Raw genomic sequence first — 21251 nt, forward strand, 5'->3', positions numbered from 1 at the left:
ACGGCGGACCGCAAGCCGAACCAGCACCGTGGTCTGCCTCGTCGCCCACGGTTCCCCACCGGAGTGGTGACCCGGCCCTACGATGGGCGCCATGACGACGACGCCGGTGCAGCGGGCCGATCCCTCGGTGGAACGCACCCGGGCTCACCAACGTGCCTTCGGGTGGTACGACTGGGCCAACTCGGCCTACGTCACGACCACGGGCACCGTGCTCATCTCGCCCTACCTCACCGCCCTGGCGAGGGCCGATGCCTGCCCCGACCTGGCCGACGGCGAGCGCTGCGAGCAGATGCTGTCGGTCCTTGGCGTCCCGGTCGCCGTGGGCTCGGTGGCGCCCTACACGATCACCGTGGCAACGTTGGTCTCCGCTGTCGTCCTGCTCTTCGTGGGCGCGATCGCCGACCGACACCCCCGCCCGACCTGGCTCCTGGGCGGCCTGGCCTGGGTGGGCGCCGCGGCCGCGAGCGCGATGTTCTTCCTCGAGGGGAGCAACTGGGAGCTGGGCGTGGCGCTGGTCGTCGTCGCCAACATCTGCCTCGGGGCGTCGACCGTCGTCTATGACGCCCTGCTCGTGCGGGTCGCGGCGCCGGACGATCGCGACCGCGTGTCCTCCCGTGCCTGGGCGATGGGATATCTCGGCGGGGGGATCCTGCTCGCGCTCAACCTGGTGCTCATGCAGGTGCACGAGACGGTGGGCATCTCCTACACGATGGCGGTCCGCCTCAACCTGCTCTCGGCGGGCCTGTGGTGGGCTCTGTTCACGCTCATCCCGGTCATCGGCCTGCGCCGTCTCCGGGGCACGACGGCCGCCCCGGTGGAGCGCTCGGCCGGGGTCGTGGGCGGCACGCTCTCCCAGCTGCGGACGACCTTCGGCGAGCTGCGGCACTACCCGCACACCCTGCTCTTCCTGCTCGCCTACCTCTTCTTCAACGACGGGATCCAGACCGTCATCAGCTCGGCAAGCCTCTACGGCAGTGAGGCCCTGGGCTTCGACACCAGCCAGCTCATCATCACCATCCTGCTGGTCCAGTTCGTCGCCGTGGGCGGCGCCCTCGTCTTCGGGTGGGTGGCCGGACGGATCGGGGCCAAGAAGTCGGTGCTCGGCGGCATCGTGCTCTGGACCGCCGTGGTCGCCTTCGCCTACGTCGTGCCGGCCGGCGCCTTCACGGTATGGCTCGTGTGCGCGGTCTTCATCGGCACCGTCATGGGCGGCACCCAGGCGCTGTCCCGCTCCCTCTACTCCCAGTTGGTGCCGAAGGGCAAGGAGTCGGAGTTCTTCAGCTTCTACCAGGCCATGGAGCGCGGCACGAGCTGGTTCGGGACGCTCGCCTTCGGGATCACCTACCAGCTGACCGGGTCCTATCGACCGGCGATCCTGGTGACCATCGCCTTCTTCGTCGTCGGCGGTCTCATCCTCACCCGGGTCAATGTCCGGCGCGGGATCGAGATGGCGGGCAACGAGCAGCCCACGATCGTCTGACCCCGACGGCCTGGATGCCCCCCGGGCGGCCCGAGCACGAGCACGACGTCACCGACGCCGCCCTGGCACGCGAACGGGGCGGGACACGTGTCGTGTCCCGCCCCGTCGGCGTGATGTGGTGGCGCGTCAGGCGCTGCGCTTGCGGCGCGGCTTCTCACCGCGCATCTCACGCAGCAGCGCCAGACGCTCCTCCAGCAGCTCCTCGAGCTCGGGCACGGAGCGGCGCTCCAGCAGCATGTCCCAGTGGGTGCGCTGGGGCTTGGTCGCCTTGGCCTCCGGCTCGGGGCCGTTCTCGAGCTTGGCGTCCAGACCGCAGCGGCACTCCCACAGCGGCGGGATCTCCGCCTCGACCGAGAAGGGCAACTCGCTGACGTGCCCGTCCGGGCAGACGTAGCGGCTGATCGTACGTTCGCTGAAGGTGACGCCCTCGTCGCTCTCGAACGAGAGCCAGCTGAGGTTCGTTCCGCGCAGAGACCTCTCTGCCATGTGTTGCACTCCCATCGTGTCGTGTTCTAGACACGCCTGTGATCTGGTCTGGTGGTCTGGTCCGGTCCGTCGGTCCGGGCCGACGGCGCGCCGTCTCCGCGTAGTCCAACGCGTCGCATGCGCCCCATGTTCCCCACTGCTCGCGCCTCGGACGGAAGGCACAAGCCGGACCGTCGCGGTGCCGCAGGGGGTGACATTTCAGTGTAGCGGCGATCGGCCGCACCCGGCTACTCGAGGTTCGGGCGGCCCCGACCACGGCGTCAGCCGTCGAGTCGGCCGCGAGAGTCCTGCTGCCACGGTGGCGCCTCGTCAGCCACCACCTCGCCCTCGATGACCTGCCCCCGGCCGGGCGAGGGACGACGCTGGGCACCACTGCGCCCGCTGCCGGAGACGGCGCTGAGAGCCTGGCCGGCGACCAGTGCCTGGAACAGCCGTCGCGCGACTGGACGGGTGAAGGGCAGGACCAGCAGGAGAGCCAGGACGTCGCTGACGAAGCCGGGCAGGAGCAGCAGCACGCCACCGACCATGAGCAGGATCGCGTCGGTGACCTCATCGCCCGGCATCCGCCCGGAATTGAGCGCCTGCTGCAGCGCTCGGTAGGTCCGGCTCGTCTCCCGACGAGCCAGCCAGGTCCCGACCACCGCGACCGCGATGATCAGACCGAGCGTCCACCAGAGCCCGATGGCCCGCCCGACCAGGACCAGGACGGCGATCTCGACGACGGGCAGCAGCACGAGGGCCAGCAGGACCCAGCGCAAAGCGCCGCCGCGCCGTGGGCGCCGCGTCGCGGTGGCGGCGCTGGCGTGGGGACGGGGGTTGCCGGTCACGTGACCTCCTCGAGGTGCTGCCAACGAGAACGCCCCCTGCTCCCCAGGTGTTCCCGCAGCTGCGCCACCCGCCGGCGCACACCCCAGATCCCGACGCGCAGGACGGCCTCCCGCACGATGGCGTCGTTCATCTTGGAGCTGCCCTCGGCGCGCTCGACGAAGGCGATGGGGACCTCGGTGACGCGCAGCCCCTGCTCGACGGCGCGGACGGTCAGGTCGATCTGGAAGCAGTAGCCCTGCGAGGCCACCTCGGCGTCCAGGAGCTGCCGCAGCGACTCCAGCCGGTAGACCCGGAAGCCGGCGGTCGAGTCGTGGACCGGCATGCCCAGAGCCAGCCGGGCGTAGGTGTTGGCACCCATGGACAGTGCCCGCCGGTGCAGCGGCCAGTGATGCACCGAGCCACCACGGATCCACCGGGAGCCGATGACGACGTCGGCGCCGGCGTCGGCGGCCTGGAGGAGGGCCGGCAGCTGCTCGGGCTGGTGCGAGCCGTCGGCATCGATCTCGACGACGGCGTCGTAGCCGCGCGCCTCGGCCCACGCGAAGCCCGCGAGATAGGCCGGGCCGAGCCCCTGCTTGCCCGGACGGTGCAGCACCTGCACCCGGTCGTCGTGGGAGGCGAGCTGGTCGGCGAGACGCCCGGTGCCGTCCGGGCTCGCGTCGTCGATGACCAGCAGATCGGCGTCGGGGACCGCCGCACGCACCCGCCCGATCATCTTCGGCAGGCTCTGCACCTCGTTGTAGGTCGGCATGCAGACGCAGACGCGGCGTAGCGGCGCACGCTCCGATCCGGTCATCGCGTCAGCCTAACCGGCGCGCCGGTGCCCGGTCACGAGCCCGAGGAGCACGACGACGAGGGCGGCGGGCACGACCCACGGGCCGGTGTGCAGGGCCGGGGTCTGCTGGTTGCGCAGCGGGAGCGTCCCCTCCAGGAGCGCCTGGGTGAACAGCTCGGTGGGCTGGTCGACCGCACCGTCCGGTGTGATGAGCCCAGAGATGCCGACGTTGCTGATGTGGACGACCGACCGGCCGTACTCCACGGCCCGCACCCGGGACGCGGCGATGTGCTGCGCGGCCTCGTCGCCCTCGCCGAACCACGCGTTGCTCGTCGGCACGACGAGCAGGTCCGCCCCGCCGTGCACGACGTCGCGCACCGCCTGGTCCACCACCACCTCGAAACAGATGCCGAGCCCCAGCCGGACCTCCCGGCCGTCGCGCAGCGCCACGTCCATGACGCCGGGCTCGCTCCCGGCCTCCCAGTCGGGGATGCGGTCCACCCAGTCGGACAGGTGCCGCATCACCGGGCGCAACGGCATACGCTCGCCGAAGGGGGCCAGGAAGATCTTCTGGTAGGTGTCGTCCAGGCCCTCCCCCGGCTGCATCTCGAGCACGAGGTTGCGGGGGGCGTCCTGCGCGTTGCGAGAGGTCGCGCCCAGCACGACAGGAGCGTCGATGTCGTCGGTCGCGGCCAGGATCTGCTTGGTCGCGACGGCACCGGAGGTCGGGCTGAGGGGGTCGAGGTCGCTCGCGCCCTCGGGCCACAGCACCAGGTCGGGGTATGACGTCTCCCCGGCCCGGACCGAGGTCGCCAGGTCGTGGGTGAGGTCGGTGTAGCGGGTCAGCATGGTGCCGCGCTCGGCGGACAGGGTGCGGGTGAAGTCGGGAGGGAGATCGCCCTGCACGGCCGCCACCCGCAGGTTCTCGCCGTCGGTCGGGCGCGGGATGAGCAGCGGGGCGAGCACGAGCGCCGCCGCGGTGACGAGCAGCCCGGCGGCGCGGACGGGGCGTCGGGCATCGGCGTCTCCCCGAAGGAGCTGCCCGGACCGGGCGAGCAGTCCCCCGACGAGTGCGACCACGAAGCCGAGCCCGGCGACGGCGAGCAGGCTGGCGACCCCTAGCATCGGGCTGTCGGCCTGGCTGAAGCCGAGTCGTGCCCACGGGAAGCCGCCGAACGGGGTGACCGAACGGGCATACTCCATGAGCACCCAGGCGGCCGCCCCCACGACGGGCCGCACGGCGCCCGATCGCTGGAGGAGGGCGAGCAGACCCCCGAGCGCGGCCGGGTAGAGCGCCGAGGCGAGGCTCATGGCGAGCCACGGCGTGGCGCCGGCGTAGGTGCTGGCCCAGACGAACATCGGGGTGTACCACGTGAGTCCGAGGAGCAGCCCGGCCAGCAGGCCCGTCCGGAGCGAGGCACCGGCCGTGGCGAGGGCGAGCGCGGCGCAGCCGAGGGGGGCGAGCGGCCACAGGTCGAAGGAGGGGAAGGCCAACCAGAGCAGCGCTCCGCCGACGGCGGCGACGATGAGGCGGACGAGGGTCGGCACGCCCTGGAGCCTACGCGGCGCCTCCCCCCGGACATGGCCGGACCCCGGCACCTTTGGGGCCGGTTCGTGACTGGCTGGCGGCCGTCACGAGACCGTTGTCTACTCGGTGCACGGGGTCCTGGCTCCCCTGCTGGACGCGGTGGGCGTCGAAGGGACCCGTCGAACTTAGGACGCCGCCCCTTTGGTGTCAACATGGCTCTGACCTGCGACGACGCGAGAGTGCGCAGGTCAGGGCGGGGGTCGACGACCGACTCTCGGCCCGACTTTCTGCCCGTGGCGGCGTGTCGTCGCCGACACGCCGCTCGCCTCGGGGAAGGGTGTTCTCGGTGGGACAAGAGCGCCGTGAAACACGAGGGTGACGCACGATCATCCTGCCAAGTGCCAGTTCTTCAAGACATCATCCTGCAAAGCCTGGCTTTTGCAGGATGCCATCCGTAGGATGCGTGCCATGAGCGCACCGATCGAGCAGCCCTATGTCTACCGGCGACGCGAGCTGGTGGAGCCCGACTGGACCCGCTTCCCCGGCTGGGCGGACGTCACCGAGGCCCAGTGGCGGGACGTCCAGTGGCAGCGGGTGAACTGCGTCAAGAACATCGCCCAGCTCCGCACCGTCATGGGCGACCTGCTCACCGACGCGCTCTACGCCGACCTCGAGCGGGACCAGGCGGAGCGGGCGACGATGTCGATGCTGCTCCCGCCGCAGATGCTCAACACGATTGTCAGCGAGCCGACCTGGGTCGACGGTCGGATGCCCGCCGCCGGGGAGGAGTTCACCGCCGCGTTCTACGCCGACCCGGTGCGCCGCTACATGCTGCCGGTCTTCTCTGATCGCCGGACCGACTGGTCCTCGCACCCCTACGCCACCCGCGACAGCCTGCACGAGCACGACATGTGGGTCGCCGAAGGACTGACCCACCGCTACCCCACCAAGGTCCTGGCCGAGATGCTGCCGACCTGCCCGCAGTACTGCGGCCACTGCACCCGGATGGACCTCGTGGGCAACTCCACCCCGACCGTCACCAAGCTCAAGCTGGCCGGGAAGCCGGTCGACCGGCATACCGCGATCCTGGACTATCTGCGCGCCACCCCCGGGGTGCGTGACGTCGTGGTCTCCGGTGGCGACGTGGCCAACATGCCGTGGAAGAACCTCGAGGCATGGCTGGACCAGCTGCTCGAGATCGAGAACATCCGGGATGTCCGGCTCGCGACCAAGGCGCTCATGGGGATGCCGCAGCACTGGCTCGCCCCGGACACCGTGGAGGGCGTGGGCCGCGTCGCCCGCAAGGCCCGGGAGCGCGGCGTCGGCCTGGCCATCCACACCCACGTCAACGCCGCTCAGTCGGTGACCCCGCTGGTGGCGGAGGCGAGCAAGGTCATGCTCGAGGCCGGCATCCGGGACGTGCGCAACCAGGGTGTGCTCATGCGCGGGGTCAATGACACCTCTGCGCAGCTGCTCGACCTGTGCTTCGCGATGGCCGACGAGGCCATGATCACGCCGTACTACTTCTACATGTGCGACATGATCCCCTTCAGCGAGCACTGGCGGGTCTCGCTCGGGCGCGCGCAGCACCTGCAGCACTCCATCCTGGGCTACCTGCCCGGTTTCGCCACGCCGCGGATCGTGTGCGACGTGCCGTTCGTCGGCAAGCGTTGGGTGCACCAGGTCGACACCTACGACACCGAGCGGGGCATCTCCTACTGGCGCAAGAACTACCGCACGTCGATCGAGGGCGAGGACATCGACGTGACCAGCGCCGAGTACGTCTACTACGACCCGATCGACACCCTTCCCGCCAGTGGACAGGACTGGTGGCGTGAGCACGCGCTGGAGGTGCACGACGGCGCCGACGCCGCCGCGCAGGAGGAGAAGGCTGCCGCTGCTGCTGCCGTCTCGCGGCGGGCCTCGGTCGACCAGCTCACCTGATCCTTCCTTCCCCCACCGGGCGTTGCGGGTGGTTGCTGACGACCTCACCGAGCGTCGCCAGTGGGTGCTGCGGCACGGCATACCCTGGTCCGGTGGCGAGGAAGAAGCAGTCCGCCGGCACCCCCGCGACGCTCGCGCTGGATCGTGCGGGGATCAGGTATGCCGTCCGCGCCTACGAGCACGACCCGGCGACCGCGTCCTACGGGCTCGAGGCGGCCGAGGCGCTCGGCGTCGACCCGGCGCAGGTCTTCAAGACACTGCTCGTGCAGGGACCGGGTGAGCTGGGCGTCGGGATCGTGCCGGTCGACGGGCAGCTGGACCTCAAGGCGATCGCGTCGGTGCTGGGCCTGAAGAAGGTGGCCATGGCCGACATGGCGGTGGCAGAGCGGGTGACCGGGTATGTCGTCGGTGGCATCAGCCCCATCGGCCAGAAGCGAGCGCTCACCACGGTGCTGGACGCCTCCGCGTCAGACCACGAGACGATTCTCGTGAGCGGGGGGCGTCGAGGGCTCGACCTCGAACTGGCGCCCGCGGACCTGCTCGCCGTGACCGGCGGCACGTCGGCCGCCATCGCCCGGCGCTCCTGAGCAACCCTTCGCGACGCCCGGTGGGGTGCCGAGCAACCCTTGGCGACGCCCGGTGGTGGGGTGACGAGCAACCCTTGGCGCCCGGTGGTGGGGTGATCAGTCCGGTGGGAGGCCCTGCGGCAGGCTGCCGAGGCGGTCCTCCCACGGCGTGGAGAGCACGATCGTGGTGTTGGTCGAGCAGGAGCCCTCCTGCCGGATCCGGGCGAGCAGCTCCTCGAGATCCTGGGGTCGCGACACCCGGATGAGCAGCACGTAGTTCTCGTCCCCGGCGACCGACCAGCAGGCCACGATCTCCTGGATGTGGGCCAGCCGCTCGGGGATGTCGTCGTCGTCGGACGGGTCGAACGGCGTCACCGACATCAGCGCGGTGAGCGGCAGGCCGACGGCGGCGTAGTCGACGACCGCGCGGTAGCCGGAGATGATCCCCCGCTCCTCCAACCGCTTCACCCGCTGGTGCACGGCCGAGGTGGACAGCCCCACCTGGCGTCCCAGGTCGGCGAAGCTGATGCGCCCGTCCTGTGCCAAGACCTGGACGATGTGGCGATCGAGCGGCTCCATGCTGGCCAGCCTAGTCGTGGTCCTCCGTCGATCCGGGGTGCGCCGTCGGCTGTGTCCGCGCCCGCCCACCGGCCCACAGCATCGTGCCCAGCAGGACGAGCGTCAGGATGATCGTCGGCACGGCCAGGCGCACGATGGTGCCGTAGTCGGGTCCGGGAGGACGCTCGAGCGGATTCTCGCCGAGGTAGCTCCCCCACAGCGGGCCGGCGAGGACGACCGCGCAGACCACCAGCGTGACGACCAGCACCCACCAGGGGGCACGAGCGGCTCTGGACATGGGAGCACGATAGCCCGGGCCACTAGGGTGTGGCTCCATGACGCCCTCGGTCGCCCCGCCGCAACTGCTGCTCCTCGACACCGCCTCGCTCTACTTCCGCGCATTCTTTGGGGTCAAGGACCTCCGCGAGGCCCCCGACGGGACGCCGACCAACGCGGTGCGGGGGCTCGTCGACATGGTGGCCACGCTGGTGAACCGCTTCTCCCCCACCCACCTCGTGTGCTGCTGGGACAACGACTGGCGGCCGGACTTCCGGGTGCGGGCGATCCCGTCCTACAAGGCGCACCGGCTGGTCGAGGGCGAGGACGGCTCCACCAAGGAGGAGTCTCCACCTGAGCTCGAGGTCCAGGTGCCCATCATCCGGCGCGTCCTGGACGCGGTCGGCATCCCGATCCTCGGGGCCGACGGGTATGAGGCGGACGACGTCATCGGCACCCTCACCGCGCGGCACCGGGGGCGGCTCCCGGTGGGCGTGGTGACGGGTGACCGTGACCTCTTCCAGCTGGTCGACGACGAGGCCGGGGTGACGGTGATCTACACCGCCAAGCAGGGGGTGCGGGACGCCGAGGAGCTCCACCAGGGCGACCTGCACGCGCGCTACGGCGTCCCTACCGGCTCGGCCTACGCCGAGATGGCGATGCTGCGCGGCGACACCTCGGACGGACTGCCCGGCGTCAAGGGCATCGGCGACAAGACGGCTGCCGCGCTCATCGAGCAGTACGGCACCCTCGCCGCGCTGCGCGAGGCGGTCGACTCCGGCGATCCCGCGATCAAGGGGGCGCGACGCACCAACCTCGAAGCTGCGACGGCATACCTCGACGCCGCTCCCGAGGTAGTGCTGGTCGCCGCTGACGCCCCCGTCGCGGACGTCCCGCTGACGCTGCCGCGTGAGCTGGCGGACCCGGGCACGCTGCACCAGCTCATCGAGACGTACGACCTGGGCAACCCGGTCGGTCGCCTCCTGGCCGCCCTCTCGATCACGCCGTAGGCACAGCCCGGGCACAGGCGAGCGCCGTAGGCTCGCAGGCGATGACCACCTCCCACGCCGCCGACCCGCTGGTCCCGTCCGCCGAGCCTCAGGCGGGCCGAGGCCGGACCTGGGCGCTGCTCATCGTGCTGGCGCTGGCGGGCTTCGTCGCGACCTACGTCCTGGCCGTGCTGACCGAGGCGGGGCAGCGGGTGGACAACGCCGTCATGGACGGAGCCACGGTCTCGGGTAGGGAGTATCTGCAGCTGTCGCGCGGCGTCCCGGACCCCTATCTGCTGGTCGGGATCTGCGCGGTGCTGGCGCTGCTCGGGGCGCTGCGTCATCGGCGCACCGGGCTCGCCGTCGCCGTGGCGGTGGGCCTCCTGGTGGTCTCCATCCAGGTCCTCAAGGCCGTCCTCCCCCGGCCTCAGCTGGCCGACCCGTGGGTCATGGCCAACTCGCTGCCCAGCGGGCACACCGGAGCTGCTGCCGCCGTGGCGATCGCGCTGCTGCTCTGCAGCCCCCGGTCGTTGCTCGGGTTCTCGGCCACGATCGGGGTCATTCTCACGGCTTACATGGGGGTGGTCGTGGTGCTGCTCGGCTATCACCGACCCAGCGACGTCATCGCCTCGGTGCTGCTCGCCGTCGCGGCCCTGGCCCTCGGCCTTCTCGTGCGCGGGCGCGCATCGCCGGACCCGGCTCCGCCCCGCTGACCAGGGGAGGTGATCACGCGGGCTGATCAGGCCCGCTCGAAGACGGCGGCCAACCCCTGGCCGCCCCCGATGCACATCGTCTCCAGGGCGTAGCGCCCGTCCCGTCGGGGCAGCTCGTGCGCCAGGGTCGCCAGGATCCGGGCCCCGGTCGCGCCGACGGGGTGACCCAGCGAGATCCCCGACCCGTTGACGTTGAGCCGCTCCCACCGGTCCGGGTCGGCCAGACCCCACTCGGTGAGGACGGCCAGGGCCTGGGCGGCGAAGGCCTCGTTGAGCTCGATGAGGTCCATGTCGGCGAGAGTGAGCCCGGCCCGCTCCAGCGCGGCGGCGCTCGCGGGCACCGGGCCGATGCCCATGGTCTCGGGTGCCACCCCGGCGACCGCCCAGGAGCGCAGCGTGAGGGCGGGAGCGAGACCGCGCTCCTCGGCGTGCTCGCGCGTCGTGACGACGCACAGCGCCGCGGCGTCGTTCTGCCCGCTCGCGTTGCCTGCCGTCACGGTGGCCTCCGGATCCTGCCTCCCCAGGATGGGGCGGAGACCGGCGAGCGTGTCGAGGTCGGTGTCGGGACGGATGTGCTCGTCGGTGTCGACCGTGGTGGTGCCCTTGCGGGTGGTGACCTGGACGGGGACGAGCTCGTCGGCGAACCTCCCCTCCTGCTGGGCCGCCGCGGCCGCCCGGTGCGACCGGACGGCGAGCGCATCCTGGGCCTCACGGGTGATGCCGTAGTCGCGGCGGAGGTTCTCGGCGGTCTCGATCATGCCGCCCGGTATGGGGTGACGCGCACCTCCGGCGGTGGACCGCGCCCTGGCGAGCCGGTCGGTGAGCTCCACCCCCGCCCCCCTGACGCCCTGCCGCAGGAGCGCGTAATGCTCGACCTGACTCATCGACTCCGCTCCCCCGGCGACGACGAGGCGGCTGGCGCCGCTCGCGACCTGGGAGGCGGCGGTGAGGACCGCCTGCAGGCCGGAGCCGCAGCGGCGGTCGAGCTGCATACCCGGGGCGCGGTCCAGCCCCGCGTCAAGGGCGACGAGGCGGCCGAGGGCCGGGATCTCGCCGGAGGGGTTGGCGTTGCCGAGGATGACGTCGTCGACGTCGCCGTCCCCGAGGCCCGTGCGCTCCAGCAGCGTGGTGAGGACCTGGGTGGCCAGATCGGCCGCGGAGAGGCTGGCGAGGCTGCCGAGGAAGCCTCCGACGGGGGTGCGCAGCGGTGAGCAGATGACGATGTCGGTCATGCATCCAGCCTAGCGAGACCCCCTTCGACACCGGACGCACGTTCTCACGCCCGGGCTGGTCGGGGACGAACGCGCGCTCGGTGCGTGACGAACGCGCGCTCGGTGCAGGGAGGTCTGGCTAGTCGAGGCGGTCGGCGGCGACGACGCCGCGGAGGATGGCGTCGGTGGCCTTGCGGGCGGTGCGGGCCAGCTGCTCGTCGGAGGCGTGCGCGATCTGGCCCAGGAGGTCGACGACCTGCTTGGCCCGGCGCACGAAGTCGCCCGCCGAGAGGTCGCCCGCCCGCAAAACCTCCTCCAGGCCGCGGCCCGAGGCCCAGCGGTGCATCATCCAGGTCATGCCCGGGTCCATCTCACGGTCACCGGTGAGCTCCTGGGTCAGTTTGGCGGCCTGCACCTCGCGCCAGATCGCCCCCATCTCGCCGAGTGCCTCGGCGACCTCCACGCTCGGGGTCGGCGGCTCCCCGGACTCATCTCCCCGCGGCTCATGGATCAGCGCCGAGACCACGGCGGCCAGATCGGCCGGCGTGAGCCTGCTCCAGGTGCCGCTGCGGATCGCCTCGGCGACGACGAGGTCGAGCTCGCTGTAGATCCGGCGCAGCCGCTCGCCCTCGGCGGTGACCTGCTGACCGTCCGGGCTGAGATAGCCCATGGCGCAGAGCAGGTCACAGATCCGCTCGAAGGTGCGGGCGACGGTGTTGGTCCGGGTGGCCACCCGGCGCTGCAGGTCGTCGGTCTCCTTGCGCAGCTGCCACCACCGCTCGGACCACCGGGCGTGGTCCTCCCGGTCCGGGCAGGCGTGGCACGGGTGCGCCTTCAGCCGGGCCCGCAGGTCGTCGATCTCATGGGCGGCACTGCCCCCGAGGACCTCCGCCCCGGCGCCCTGACCGGCCCGGGTGCGTTCCGCGCGGGGGTGACCGGGGATGGGCTCGCGGACGGTGTCCCGCAGCGCTGCCGCGAGTTCCTTGCGAGCCTTGGGGCTGCGCTCGTTGAAGCTCTTGGGGACCTTCAGCTCGCCGATGACCTCCGGCTCGTCCCGGAAGCCGGCGATCGTGAGCCGCTGGACCCGCCCGTGGGAGGTCACCACGGTCGGCTCGGGGGATGCCGCACTCCCCCGCACCGGCTTGACCACGACGGCCATCGTCCCCTTGCGGCCCCCGTCGAGATGGATCACCTGACCGGCCGACAGCCCTTCCAGGGCCGCGGCGATGTCGCTGCGCCGTTGCGCCTGACGCCGCCTGGACTGCTTCTTCTCCAGCTCGGAGAGCCGGTGCCGCAGCCGGCCGTAGTCGCGGAAGTCGCCGCGGTCGCAGGCCATCGCCTCGGCATACCCCTCCAGCGCCTCCTGGTGGTGCCGGATCTGGGTGGTGAGGCCCACGACCGACCGGTCGGCCTGGAACTGCGCGAAGCTGGCCTGCAGCAGGTCGTGGGCGCGCTGCCGGCCGTACTGCGCCACGAGGTTGACGGCCATGTTGGAGCTGGGCCGGAAGCTGCTGCGCAGCGGGTAGGTGCGGGTCGAGGCCAACCCGGCCACATCCATCGGGTCGACCCCACGGCGCCAGAGGACGACCGCGTGTCCCTCGATGTCGATGCCGCGCCGCCCGGCGCGGCCGGTGAGCTGGGTGTACTCGGCCGGCGTGACCGGGGCGTGGGTCTCGCCGTTGAACTTCACCAGCTTCTCGAGCACCACGGTGCGGGCCGGCATGTTGATCCCGAGCGCCAAGGTCTCGGTCGCGAAGACCGCCCGCACCCGTCCGGCGGTGAAGAGCTCCTCGACGACCTCGCGGAAGAGCGGCAGCATCCCGGCGTGGTGCGCGGCATACCCGCGGGCCAGCCCCTCGAGGAAGTCGTGGTAGCCGAGCACCCCCAGATCGGCCGGATCGATCTCGGCCACCCGCGCCGAGACGAGGTCGCGGATCGCCTGCCCCTGGTCCTCGGGGATGAGGCGCACGCCCCGACCGAGCAGCTGCTGGACCGCGGCGTCGCACCCGGCCCGGCTGAAGATGAAGGTGATGGCCGGGAGGAGCCCGTCGCGATCGAGCCGTTCGATGACCTGAGCGCGGCTCGCCACGCCGCCGGGCAGCGCGCCGCGGGCGAAACCCTCGTCACCCCCGGTGCTGTAGCCGCGCGCGTCACGGTAGCCGCGGCCGCGGGAGTTGGTGTTGCTGCCGCGGTCGTGCCGGCGGCCGCCGCGCCCAGCCCCGCCACGACCCCCGCTGCGTGGCTCACCGCGTCGGCCGCGCGGGCCACCGGCGTCGTCGCGGCGCCAGCCACCCTCGGCCCGGTTCGCCCGCTCCGCCGCCGAGATCGCCTGCAGCAGCTCCGGGTTGACCCGGGTGGTGCCGTCGCTGCCCGGCACGGCCCGGGTCCCGTCCGTGACGAAGAGGTCGTAGAGCCGCTGGCCGACCATCATGTGCTGCCACAACGGCACCGGCCGGTGCTCGGAGACGATGACGCGCAGCGAGTCGGGGTTGCCCCGGCCGCGTACCTGCCGGAGCCAGTCGCCGAACTCCTCGGCGTTGCTCACCGTGGCCGAGAGCGAGATCACCTGCACCGACTCCGGGAGGTGGATGATGACCTCCTCCCACACCGCGCCGCGCCAGCGGTCGGCCAGGTAGTGCACCTCGTCCATGACGACGAAGCCGAGGCCCTCGAGCGTGGGGGACGCGGCATACATCATGTTGCGCAGGACCTCGGTCGTCATGACGACCACGGGCGCCTCCCCGTTGATCGAGGAGTCGCCGGTGAGCAGCCCGACCTGGTCGGCGCCGTGCCGGGCGACGAGGTCGTGGTACTTCTGGTTCGACAGCGCCTTGATCGGGGTGGTGTAGAACGCCTTGCGCCCGGTCTCGAGCGCCAGCGCTACCGCGAACTCGCCGACCACCGTCTTGCCGGCACCGGTCGGGGCCGCGACGAGGACGCCGGCGCCGTCCTGGACCGCCTCGATCGCCTCGAGCTGGAAGGGGTCGAGCTCGAAGCCGAGGGAGGCGGTGAAGCGTCCGGCAGGTGTGGCCTGCCAGGCCGTCCGCGCGCGAGAGGCGGCGTAACGCTCTGCGGGGCTGGGCATGTGACCCAGGCTACGTCAGCCGGGGACCACGACCCGCAGGCTCGAGGGGTCGGTCTCGACGGTCAGGGGCAGCGGCGCCACCGGCTCGCCGTCCGCGTGGGCGGCCAGGTCGGCCGGTCCCTCGACGTGCACGCTCTGCGCCCGGCTGATCCGCACCGCCGGATGAGAGGTATGCCGTCCCGCCCGGACCGCGCGCAGCACGCCGAGCGCCTCGGCCGGGGTGACCGGGCGGACCAGGACGAGGTCGAGGAGCCCGTCGGCAGGGTCGGCGTCGGGCGCGATCGGCAGGCCGCCCCCGAAGAACGGCATGTTGGCCGGCACGAGCACGAGCGCCTCCAGCTCCTGCGCCGGGCCGCCGTCGACGGCGAGTCGGAACCGCAACGGGGGCTGGCGGCGCAGCAGCGCGATCTCGACGAGGGCCGACAGCGTGTAGGACACCGAGCCCAGCGCGCGTGGCCAGCCGTCGGCCCGTCCCGCGATCCGGGCGTCGAGCGCGCAGCAGACCGAGGCCAGTGCGTGACGATCCAGGTCAGGCAGGTGCAGGGTGTCCACGGTCCGCGTGCGGTGCGCGCGGAGGGTCCGCAGCGCCGCATCCGCGTCGCCCAGCGGCAGCCCGAGGGAGCGGGCGTTGTCGTTGCCGGTGCCGTCGGGCAGGACCGCCAGCGCCGTGCGGCTCCCGGCGCACACGTCGGTGCCCATGCTCACCGCGCCGTCTCCTCCGGCGACGACGAGCACGTCCAGACCGTCGGCCACGAGGGCTCGGCACGTCGATCGGGCCTCGTCCACGTGTGCGGCGATGACCTCGACCACCTCGTGGCCGTCCCCGCGCAACTCCGCCACGGCGCGTTCCGCGAGCGCGACGCTCCTCCCGCGCGTGACGCCGGCCCGCCTGCCGTGCGCCACGGCATACCTCATGAGAGCGGGGTCGCCTCGTCCGGCGAGAGCCCGGCGTAGCGGTCGCCACCCTTGCGCCGGCGCAGCCGCTCGAGGAAGAAGGCGAAGGCGACCGCGCACCAGTACAGCGCGAAGACGGGAGCCGCCATGAGCAGCATGCTGAAGGCGCTCGGGTCGGGGGTCATGAAGGCGGAGAAGACGAGGATGCCGAAGAGCACGACGCGCCACCCCCGCAACATGATCCGCGCCGGGAGGATCCCGATCTGGTTGAGGGCGACGAGCACCACCGGAAGCAGGAACGCGATGCCGAAGGCGAGGCAGAAGTAGAGGACGAGGGTGAGGTACTGGCTGGCGTTCTGGATGTTGCTGAAACCCTCCGGCGCGAAGCTGAGGAGGATGGCGTAGAGCCGCGGGAAGGTCGAGGCCGCCATCCCGGCCCCGGCGAAGAACAGCGGGATGGAGACGAAGAAGTAGGCCAGGGCGATGCGCTTCTCCTTGCCCGTCAGCCCGGGCAGGAGGAAGGCCCAGATCTGCCACAGCCAGATCGGGCTGGCCAGCGCGATCCCTATGAAGAGGGCGACCTTGACCTGCATGGTGAAGGCGTCGGTCACACCGGCGAAGTTGAGGCTGATGATGCGGTCGCCCTCGCTGTTGCGCACCGCCTCGACGGGAGCCGAGATGAAGTCGATGACCGGGGCGTACCAGTACCACCCCACGACCGACAGCACCGCGATCGCGATGATGCTGATGGTCAGCCGGTTGCGCAGCTCACGGAAGTGCTCCGCGAGCGCCATCCGACCCTCGGGGTCCTTGGTGCGCTTCGGGGCGCGGCGGGTGCGGGCCACGTGGGGGTATGCCGTGCCGGCGGGCGTCGGTGGGCGCTCAGGCGCCGCTGGTGCCGTCGCCGCTGCCCTCGCGACGCTTCATCGCGTCGTACTCGGCGCGGGCGGTGTCGCCGCTGTCGCTGCGCTCGTCCAGGGCCGGCCGCTCGGCGTCCTTCTCGGTCTTGCGGGCCTCGCCCTCGTCCTTCATCTGGTCGACCTCGGACTTGAAGACGCGCATGGACTCGCCCATGGAGCGGGCCATGTTGGGGAGGTTCTTCCAGCCGAAGAGGAGGACGAACGCGACGATGAGGACGACGACGTGCCAGGCCTGGAGACGCATGAGTTCCTGCTCTCTCGGGGTATGCCGCAGGTCGCGGCGGTGTGCGCCACCCAGTCTAGCGGTCGGCACCGTCGGTGGGGTTCCCCGCCAGCGCGGCGGTGGCCGCGTCGCGGACCGCGGTGACCACCGTCGCGGGCTCGAGCACCCGCACTCCCCCGCCCTCGCGCAGCACCAACCGGATGAGCCAGTGCGGGTCGGCGACCCGCAGTCGCATGAGCACGGTGCCGTCCTCGGCAGGCTGCACCTCCTCGGCCGGGATCTGCTCGGAGACCCAGGCCGAGCGGGGCTCGAGGTGCAGCGTCACGACCTGGTCGTCGGGGTCGGGGCGGTAGACGCCGCTGGCGACCGGGCGCGCGGGAAGCTCCTCGGGCGCGGTGGCTCCGGTGTCGAGCACCTCGAGCGCCTCGATGCGGTCCAGCCGGAACAGCCTGATGTCGTGGGCGCGGTGGCACCAGCCCTCGAGGTACCACCGACCGTCGACCGAGAGGACCCGCAGCGGGTCGACGTCGCGCTCGGTGGTCTCGTCGCGGCTGGCGGAGGTGTAGCGCAGGTGGAGCCGGCGCCGCTGCGTGAGGCCGGTGCGGATCCGTCCGGCCAGCTCCTCGTCGACCGGCTGCTCCAGGTCGACCCGCACCTGGTCGGTGGATCCACCCGTCTCGCCGGCGGCGGCCTCGAGCTTGGCCAGGGTGCGGTCGATCGCGTCCCGCTCGGCCAGCCCCGGGGTGGCCGCGAGGGCGCGCAGCGCCACCGTGAGCGCCAGCGCCTCGTCGCGGCCCAGCCGCAGCGGGCGGGCGATGGTGTCAGCGTTGCCGACGAAGACCCGGCCGTCCTCCCAGGAGGCCTCGATGAGGTCGTCCGGATAGTGCCCCGGCAGGCCGCACAGGAAGAGCACCTGCAGGTCGTCGACGACCTGCTGCTCGGAGACGCCCAGCTCGGCGGCGGCCCGCGCCAGGTCGATGCCCTGCCGGTGCAGCAGCCACGGCACCATCGTCAGCATCCGGGACAGGCGCGAGGTCGCGCTCTCGTAGGTCGCCATCAGACCGCCCCGCCCCCGTGCGCGGCGAGCACGTCCGCGAGCTGGTCGCGCACCAGCTCTCGCAGCTCGTCCGGCTCGAGCACCTGCACCTGGGGCCCGGCCGCGCTGATCTCGCGGGCCAGCCGACGCAGCGAACCGGCCCGCAGCTCCAGGTCGTCCCACCCCTCCTGCGGCGCGGGCACCGACTCGCCCTCGCCCCGCGCCCGCAACGACGCGGCGGCGCCACGCCGCACACGGAGGCGGACGCGCTGCCCGCTCTCGGGTGTCTCGCCCGCGCTGCGCCGGATCATGGCGACGGCGTCATGGTCGGAAGGGACGTCATACCCTCCGGAGCGGCCGGCTCGCGCGACCCGGCCGAGCACGCGGTCGAGACGGAACACGCGCGGGGCGTCGCGGTCGAGGTCATGCCCGGTGAGATACCACCGGCCGTGCCAGCTGGTGAGTCCCCACGGCTGCACGCGGCGACTGGTGACCTGAGCGCCGCCGGACCCGCGGTAGTCGAAGGTGAGCGGTGTGCGCGACAGCACCGCGTCGCGGACCGGCTCGAAGGCCGGGTCGGGGGTATGCAGCAGCGGCTCGATGCCGGCGACGCTCGCCTCGTCCCGGACCAGCCCGGCCGCGTCGAGCTTGCGCAGGGCCTGGGCCGCCGGACCCGCGAGGCTGGCCTGGCTCCACGCGCGCGCCGCGAGACCGAGCACGGCGAGCTCGTCAGGGGCGAAGTCGATCTCCGGGAGGGCGTACTCCCGCTCGTCGATGCGATAGCCGGGCTCGTCGTCGAAGAAGGGGTCGATCGGCTCGGTGCGCAGCGGGATGCCCAGCGCCCGGAGCTCGTCCTTGTCGCGCTCGAACATCCGCTCGAAGGCCTCGGGGGTGCTGTCGGCGTAGTCCGGCACGGCCTGGCGCAGCTTGGCGCGCGACAGCGGCTGCCGGGTGTGCAGCAGGGCGATGACCAGGTTGAGCAGCCGCTCGGTCTTCGCCGCGGCCGGGCTCGGCCCCGAGGTGGTGCTCTTCGCCATGCCGACGAGGTTACCGTCCGGTCGGCCCCGATCCGGCATCTGCGAGGCTTGGCCCCGTGATCCGGTGGCGTCAGGGCGAGGTGGTGGCGCTGCTGCCTGGTTGGGAGGGCGCGAGCATCCTCGAGGTGTCCGTCGCGGGGGTGGCTGAGCCGGTGCGGGCGGTGGCCTACCCCGAGCTCGTCGGCCAGCCCGAGCCCGGCGACCGGGTGCTCCTCAACACGACCGCGCTGGACCGCGGGCTGGGCACCGGAGGGTATGCCGTCGTCGTCGCCCTGCCGGACCGGCCGGAGGCCTGGCCCGACGATCGGGGCGAGTCTGTGCCCGGGCACCTGGTCAAGGCGCGCTACACCCCGCTGCAACCGATGGTCCTGGGCGTGGACGACCCGGAGGGTGCGCACCACGCGCTCCTCCGGGATGCCGACGACCTCGACGGCCTGCCCGTGGTGGCCACCGACCTGCACTCGGCCCTGCCGGCGGTGCTGGCCGGGATCCGGGCCGAGCGGTCGGACGCCCGGGTGGCCTACGTCATGACCGACGGCGGGGCGCTGCCGCTGGCCTGGTCGCGGACCGTCGCCGGGCTGCGGGAGGCGGGCTGGCTGGCCGCGACGATCACGGCCGGTCAGGCCTTCGGGGGTGACCTGGAGGCGGTGACCGTGCACACGGCGCTGCTGGCCGCCCGACACGTCGTCGGCGCCGATGTGGCAGTCGTGATCCAGGGCCCGGGCAACCTCGGCACCGAGACCCGCTGGGGCTTCTCCGGAGTGGCGGCGGGTGAGGCGCTCAACGCAGCCGCCGTCCTCGGCGGCCGGCCGGTCGCGGCCCTGCGCGTCTCCCAGGCCGACGCCCGCGAGCGGCACCAGGGTCTGTCCCACCACAGCGCCACCGCCTTCGGCCGGGTCCTCGCCCACCCCGCCGACCTCGTCATCCCCCTCCCCGACCCCCACCCCGACCCCCACCCCTCACCCGACCGAGAGCCTGGTGTGCCCGATCCGGCAGCCCCGTCTGCTCACTCCGAGAGCCTCGTCCGTCCTGTCCGAGAGCCTGGTCTGCCCGGTCCAGCAGCCTGGTCTGGTCACTCCGAGAGCCGGCGGCGTTGCCTCGACGCCGTCCGAGCCCAGGCGCACGACCTCGTCGCGTCCGCCCCACACCTCCGTCCCGTCGAGGTGCCGACGGAGGGGCTGCTCCAGGAGTTGCGCCAGGCCCCCGTCGCCCTGAGCACCATGGGCCGAGGCCTTGAGGACGACGCGGCCAGCTTCCTCGCCGCCGCCGCTGCCGGCCGGCACTCCGCTCGCCTGCTGCGCTGCTCCGACCCGGACGTGGCGTCCGATAGCGGGGGTGAGCGATGACCTCCGATCTCGTCTATCTGCTCGGCGGTGTGGTGCTGCTCCTCGCCGTCGCCCTGCCGACGCTCCTCACCCGGGCGTGGCTCTCGGCACCGGTCGTGCTCATCCTCGTCGGTGCGCTGGTCGGGCTCCTCCCCTTCGGCTCGGGGTTCGCCTTCGACCCCACCGATCAGCGCGAGATGATCGAGCACGTCACGGAGCTGACCGTGCTCCTGGCCCTCATGGGTGTCGGCCTCGCGCTGGACCGACCGCTCTCCCTGCGCCGACGTGCCTCGTGGCGGACGTGGGCCGCCACCTGGAAGCTGCTGGGCATCGCGATGCCGCTGACCATCGCGGGAGTCTTCCTGCTCGGCTGGTGGGGCCTGGGGATCGGGGCGGCTCCCGCCCTGCTGCTGGGTGCCGTGCTGGCCCCGACCGACCCGGTGCTGGCCGGGGACGTCCAGGTGGGCGGGCCGAAGATCACCCGGCGCACGGACGGCGAGGAGGAGCTGAGCGACCAGGTCAGCCCAGATGAGATCACCGACGACGACGAGGTTCGTTTCGCCCTGACGTCCGAGGCGGGACTGAACGACGCCCTGGCGTTCCCGTTCGTCTACGCGGCGATCTTCCTGGCGACGATGGGACCGCTCAGCCAGTGGGGCCTGCGCTGGCTCGCCTGGGAGCTGGTCGGCAAGATCGTCCTCGGCGTCATCGTCGGAGTCGGCGTGGGGTGGCTCATGGCCTACCTCGCCTTCCGGTCCCGAGGTCGCGCGCTCCGGCTGGCTGAGCAGGGCGAGTCGCTGCTGGCGCTGGCGGCGATGCTGCTCGCCTACGGCGTCGCAGAGGTGGTCCAGGGATACGGCTTCCTCGCCGTCGTCGTCTGCGCCATGACGATGCGATCACGCGCCCGGCGGCACGAGTTCCACGAGCACATGCACGGCGTGGTCGAGCGCCTGGAGCGCCTGTTCACCCTCATCGTGCTGCTCTTCGTGGGCATCGCGCTGACCGACGGTGCGTTGCAGTTCCTCGACTGGCGTGGGGTGCTGGTGGGCGTCAGCCTGGTGCTGGTCATCCGCCCCGTCGCCGGCTGGGTCGCGTTGGCCGTCGGAGGGTGGCGGCTCGCCGAGCCCGCGCACCGGCCCCTGGCACCGCGTGAGCGCGAGATCACGGCGTTCTTCGGCATCCGCGGCGTCGGCACGCTCTACTACCTCGCGTATGCCCTCTCCGAGACCGCGTGGACCGGCGAACGGTGGCTCTGGGCCACCTGCGTCTTCACCATCGTCCTGTCGGTCGTGCTGCACGGGGTGCTCGTCACGCCCGTCATGTCGCGGCTGGAGCGCGACCGCGCTCGGTTGCGGGACTGAGGTCCGCAGCCGCACG

General features: G+C 72.3%; 20 protein-coding genes. 7 read left to right on the top strand and 13 right to left on the bottom strand.

All coding sequences use genetic code 11. The annotated features are described in order from the left end of the window. Positions 1-91: 91 nt before the first annotated feature. Entirely contained in the window at positions 92-1480 is a 1389-nt protein-coding gene (locus tag AC5PYY_RS12400; protein ID WP_493897114.1) for an MFS transporter, read from the top strand. A gap of 126 nt (positions 1481-1606) precedes the next feature. Here the strand turns inward: AC5PYY_RS12400 and AC5PYY_RS12405 are convergent, their stop codons facing one another. The 4 genes from AC5PYY_RS12405 to lnt form a co-directional block, all read right to left on the bottom strand. Then, positions 1607-1966 (bottom strand): RNA polymerase-binding protein RbpA, encoded by a 360-nt coding sequence (locus AC5PYY_RS12405; protein ID WP_493897115.1) that lies wholly within the window; start codon positions 1964-1966, stop codon positions 1607-1609. A 260-nt stretch (positions 1967-2226) separates the two neighbouring features. Beyond that, positions 2227-2793 (bottom strand): FxsA family protein, encoded by a 567-nt coding sequence (locus AC5PYY_RS12410; RefSeq protein WP_493897116.1) that lies wholly within the window; start codon positions 2791-2793, stop codon positions 2227-2229. Next, positions 2790-3590 carry a polyprenol monophosphomannose synthase gene (locus AC5PYY_RS12415; RefSeq protein ID WP_493897117.1) on the bottom strand — a complete coding sequence of 267 codons (801 nt, stop codon included), beginning with the start codon at positions 3588-3590 and terminating at the stop codon, positions 2790-2792. The genes AC5PYY_RS12410 and AC5PYY_RS12415 overlap by 4 nt, the downstream gene beginning before the upstream one ends. 9 nt (positions 3591-3599) lie before the next feature. Beyond that, positions 3600-5117 carry an apolipoprotein N-acyltransferase gene (gene lnt, locus AC5PYY_RS12420; protein WP_493897118.1) on the bottom strand — a complete coding sequence of 506 codons (1518 nt, stop codon included), beginning with the start codon at positions 5115-5117 and terminating at the stop codon, positions 3600-3602. A gap of 448 nt (positions 5118-5565) precedes the next feature. Here lnt and AC5PYY_RS12425 point away from each other — a divergent pair, with 448 nt between their 5' ends. Further along, the gene (locus AC5PYY_RS12425) at positions 5566-7041 is read left to right on the top strand and encodes a KamA family radical SAM protein (protein ID WP_493897119.1); all 1476 of its coding nucleotides are present in this window, start codon (positions 5566-5568) and stop codon (positions 7039-7041) included. A 92-nt stretch (positions 7042-7133) separates the two neighbouring features. Continuing rightward, positions 7134-7628 carry a Cys-tRNA(Pro) deacylase gene (gene ybaK / locus AC5PYY_RS12430; protein ID WP_493897120.1) on the top strand — a complete coding sequence of 165 codons (495 nt, stop codon included), beginning with the start codon at positions 7134-7136 and terminating at the stop codon, positions 7626-7628. A gap of 96 nt (positions 7629-7724) precedes the next feature. Here the strand turns inward: ybaK and AC5PYY_RS12435 are convergent, their stop codons facing one another. Then, positions 7725-8186 carry an Lrp/AsnC family transcriptional regulator gene (locus AC5PYY_RS12435; RefSeq protein WP_493897121.1) on the bottom strand — a complete coding sequence of 154 codons (462 nt, stop codon included), beginning with the start codon at positions 8184-8186 and terminating at the stop codon, positions 7725-7727. Between the two features lie 10 nt (positions 8187-8196). Further along, entirely contained in the window at positions 8197-8463 is a 267-nt protein-coding gene (locus AC5PYY_RS12440; RefSeq protein ID WP_493897122.1) for a hypothetical protein, read from the bottom strand. 37 nt (positions 8464-8500) lie between these two features. Between AC5PYY_RS12440 and AC5PYY_RS12445 the strand changes: the two genes are divergently transcribed. Beyond that, positions 8501-9451, top strand: coding sequence for a 5'-3' exonuclease (locus AC5PYY_RS12445; protein WP_493897123.1), 951 nt, complete (start codon positions 8501-8503; stop codon positions 9449-9451). A gap of 41 nt (positions 9452-9492) precedes the next feature. After that, complete coding sequence (locus tag AC5PYY_RS12450; protein ID WP_493897124.1) at positions 9493-10143, top strand: phosphatase PAP2 family protein; 651 nt, start codon at positions 9493-9495, stop codon at positions 10141-10143. Between the two features lie 26 nt (positions 10144-10169). Here AC5PYY_RS12450 and AC5PYY_RS12455 read toward each other — a convergent pair whose 3' ends face one another. The 7 genes from AC5PYY_RS12455 to AC5PYY_RS12485 form a co-directional block, all read right to left on the bottom strand. After that, complete coding sequence (locus AC5PYY_RS12455; RefSeq protein ID WP_493897125.1) at positions 10170-11375, bottom strand: acetyl-CoA C-acetyltransferase; 1206 nt, start codon at positions 11373-11375, stop codon at positions 10170-10172. 118 nt (positions 11376-11493) lie between these two features. Continuing rightward, positions 11494-14439, bottom strand: a complete 2946-nt coding sequence (locus tag AC5PYY_RS12460) for a DEAD/DEAH box helicase (protein WP_493897126.1) — start codon at positions 14437-14439, stop codon at positions 11494-11496. 15 nt (positions 14440-14454) lie between these two features. Beyond that, positions 14455-15354, bottom strand: coding sequence for a diacylglycerol/lipid kinase family protein (locus AC5PYY_RS12465; RefSeq protein WP_493897127.1), 900 nt, complete (start codon positions 15352-15354; stop codon positions 14455-14457). Then, positions 15351-16178, bottom strand: a complete 828-nt coding sequence (gene tatC / locus AC5PYY_RS12470; protein ID WP_493897128.1) for a twin-arginine translocase subunit TatC — start codon at positions 16176-16178, stop codon at positions 15351-15353. Before tatC ends, AC5PYY_RS12465 begins: the two co-directional genes overlap by 4 nt. Positions 16179-16215: 37 nt before the next feature. Further along, entirely contained in the window at positions 16216-16497 is a 282-nt protein-coding gene (gene tatA, locus AC5PYY_RS12475; RefSeq protein WP_493897129.1) for a Sec-independent protein translocase subunit TatA, read from the bottom strand. 55 nt (positions 16498-16552) lie between these two features. Continuing rightward, complete coding sequence (locus tag AC5PYY_RS12480) at positions 16553-17533, bottom strand: helix-turn-helix transcriptional regulator (protein ID WP_493897130.1); 981 nt, start codon at positions 17531-17533, stop codon at positions 16553-16555. Further along, positions 17533-18549 carry a helix-turn-helix transcriptional regulator gene (locus AC5PYY_RS12485; RefSeq protein WP_493897131.1) on the bottom strand — a complete coding sequence of 339 codons (1017 nt, stop codon included), beginning with the start codon at positions 18547-18549 and terminating at the stop codon, positions 17533-17535. Before AC5PYY_RS12485 ends, AC5PYY_RS12480 begins: the two co-directional genes overlap by 1 nt. 56 nt (positions 18550-18605) lie before the next feature. Between AC5PYY_RS12485 and AC5PYY_RS12490 the strand changes: the two genes are divergently transcribed. Together AC5PYY_RS12490 and AC5PYY_RS12495 are read left to right on the top strand one after the other, a co-directional pair. Next, a complete protein-coding gene (locus tag AC5PYY_RS12490; protein ID WP_493897132.1) occupies positions 18606-19895 on the top strand; it encodes a DUF3866 family protein in 1290 nt (429 codons plus the stop codon). Then, positions 19892-21235: a cation:proton antiporter gene (locus AC5PYY_RS12495; protein ID WP_493897133.1), complete on the top strand. Its 1344-nt coding sequence runs from the start codon at positions 19892-19894 to the stop codon at positions 21233-21235. The genes AC5PYY_RS12490 and AC5PYY_RS12495 overlap by 4 nt, the downstream gene beginning before the upstream one ends. Positions 21236-21251 lie beyond the last annotated feature (16 nt).

This window comes from Serinicoccus sp. JS2-9 (assembly GCF_059025165.1).

Excerpts from the sequence above, each read along its gene's own strand:
- AC5PYY_RS12435 (WP_493897121.1), bottom strand. The coding sequence starts at position 8,186 with ATGGAGCCGCTCGATCGCCACATCGTCCAGGTCTTGGCACAGGACGGG.
- AC5PYY_RS12465 (WP_493897127.1), bottom strand. The coding sequence starts at position 15,354 with ATGAGGTATGCCGTGGCGCACGGCAGGCGGGCCGGCGTCACGCGCGGG.
- AC5PYY_RS12460 (WP_493897126.1), bottom strand. The coding sequence starts at position 14,439 with ATGCCCAGCCCCGCAGAGCGTTACGCCGCCTCTCGCGCGCGGACGGCC.
- AC5PYY_RS12455 (WP_493897125.1), bottom strand. The coding sequence starts at position 11,375 with ATGACCGACATCGTCATCTGCTCACCGCTGCGCACCCCCGTCGGAGGC.
- AC5PYY_RS12445 (WP_493897123.1), top strand. The coding sequence starts at position 8,501 with ATGACGCCCTCGGTCGCCCCGCCGCAACTGCTGCTCCTCGACACCGCC.
- AC5PYY_RS12425 (WP_493897119.1), top strand. The coding sequence starts at position 5,566 with ATGAGCGCACCGATCGAGCAGCCCTATGTCTACCGGCGACGCGAGCTG.
- tatA (WP_493897129.1), bottom strand. The coding sequence starts at position 16,497 with ATGCGTCTCCAGGCCTGGCACGTCGTCGTCCTCATCGTCGCGTTCGTC.
- AC5PYY_RS12440 (WP_493897122.1), bottom strand. The coding sequence starts at position 8,463 with ATGTCCAGAGCCGCTCGTGCCCCCTGGTGGGTGCTGGTCGTCACGCTG.
- AC5PYY_RS12485 (WP_493897131.1), bottom strand. The coding sequence starts at position 18,549 with ATGGCGAAGAGCACCACCTCGGGGCCGAGCCCGGCCGCGGCGAAGACC.
- AC5PYY_RS12400 (WP_493897114.1), top strand. The coding sequence starts at position 92 with ATGACGACGACGCCGGTGCAGCGGGCCGATCCCTCGGTGGAACGCACC.
- AC5PYY_RS12495 (WP_493897133.1), top strand. The coding sequence starts at position 19,892 with ATGACCTCCGATCTCGTCTATCTGCTCGGCGGTGTGGTGCTGCTCCTC.
- AC5PYY_RS12480 (WP_493897130.1), bottom strand. The coding sequence starts at position 17,533 with ATGGCGACCTACGAGAGCGCGACCTCGCGCCTGTCCCGGATGCTGACG.
- AC5PYY_RS12450 (WP_493897124.1), top strand. The coding sequence starts at position 9,493 with ATGACCACCTCCCACGCCGCCGACCCGCTGGTCCCGTCCGCCGAGCCT.
- AC5PYY_RS12405 (WP_493897115.1), bottom strand. The coding sequence starts at position 1,966 with ATGGCAGAGAGGTCTCTGCGCGGAACGAACCTCAGCTGGCTCTCGTTC.
- AC5PYY_RS12415 (WP_493897117.1), bottom strand. The coding sequence starts at position 3,590 with ATGACCGGATCGGAGCGTGCGCCGCTACGCCGCGTCTGCGTCTGCATG.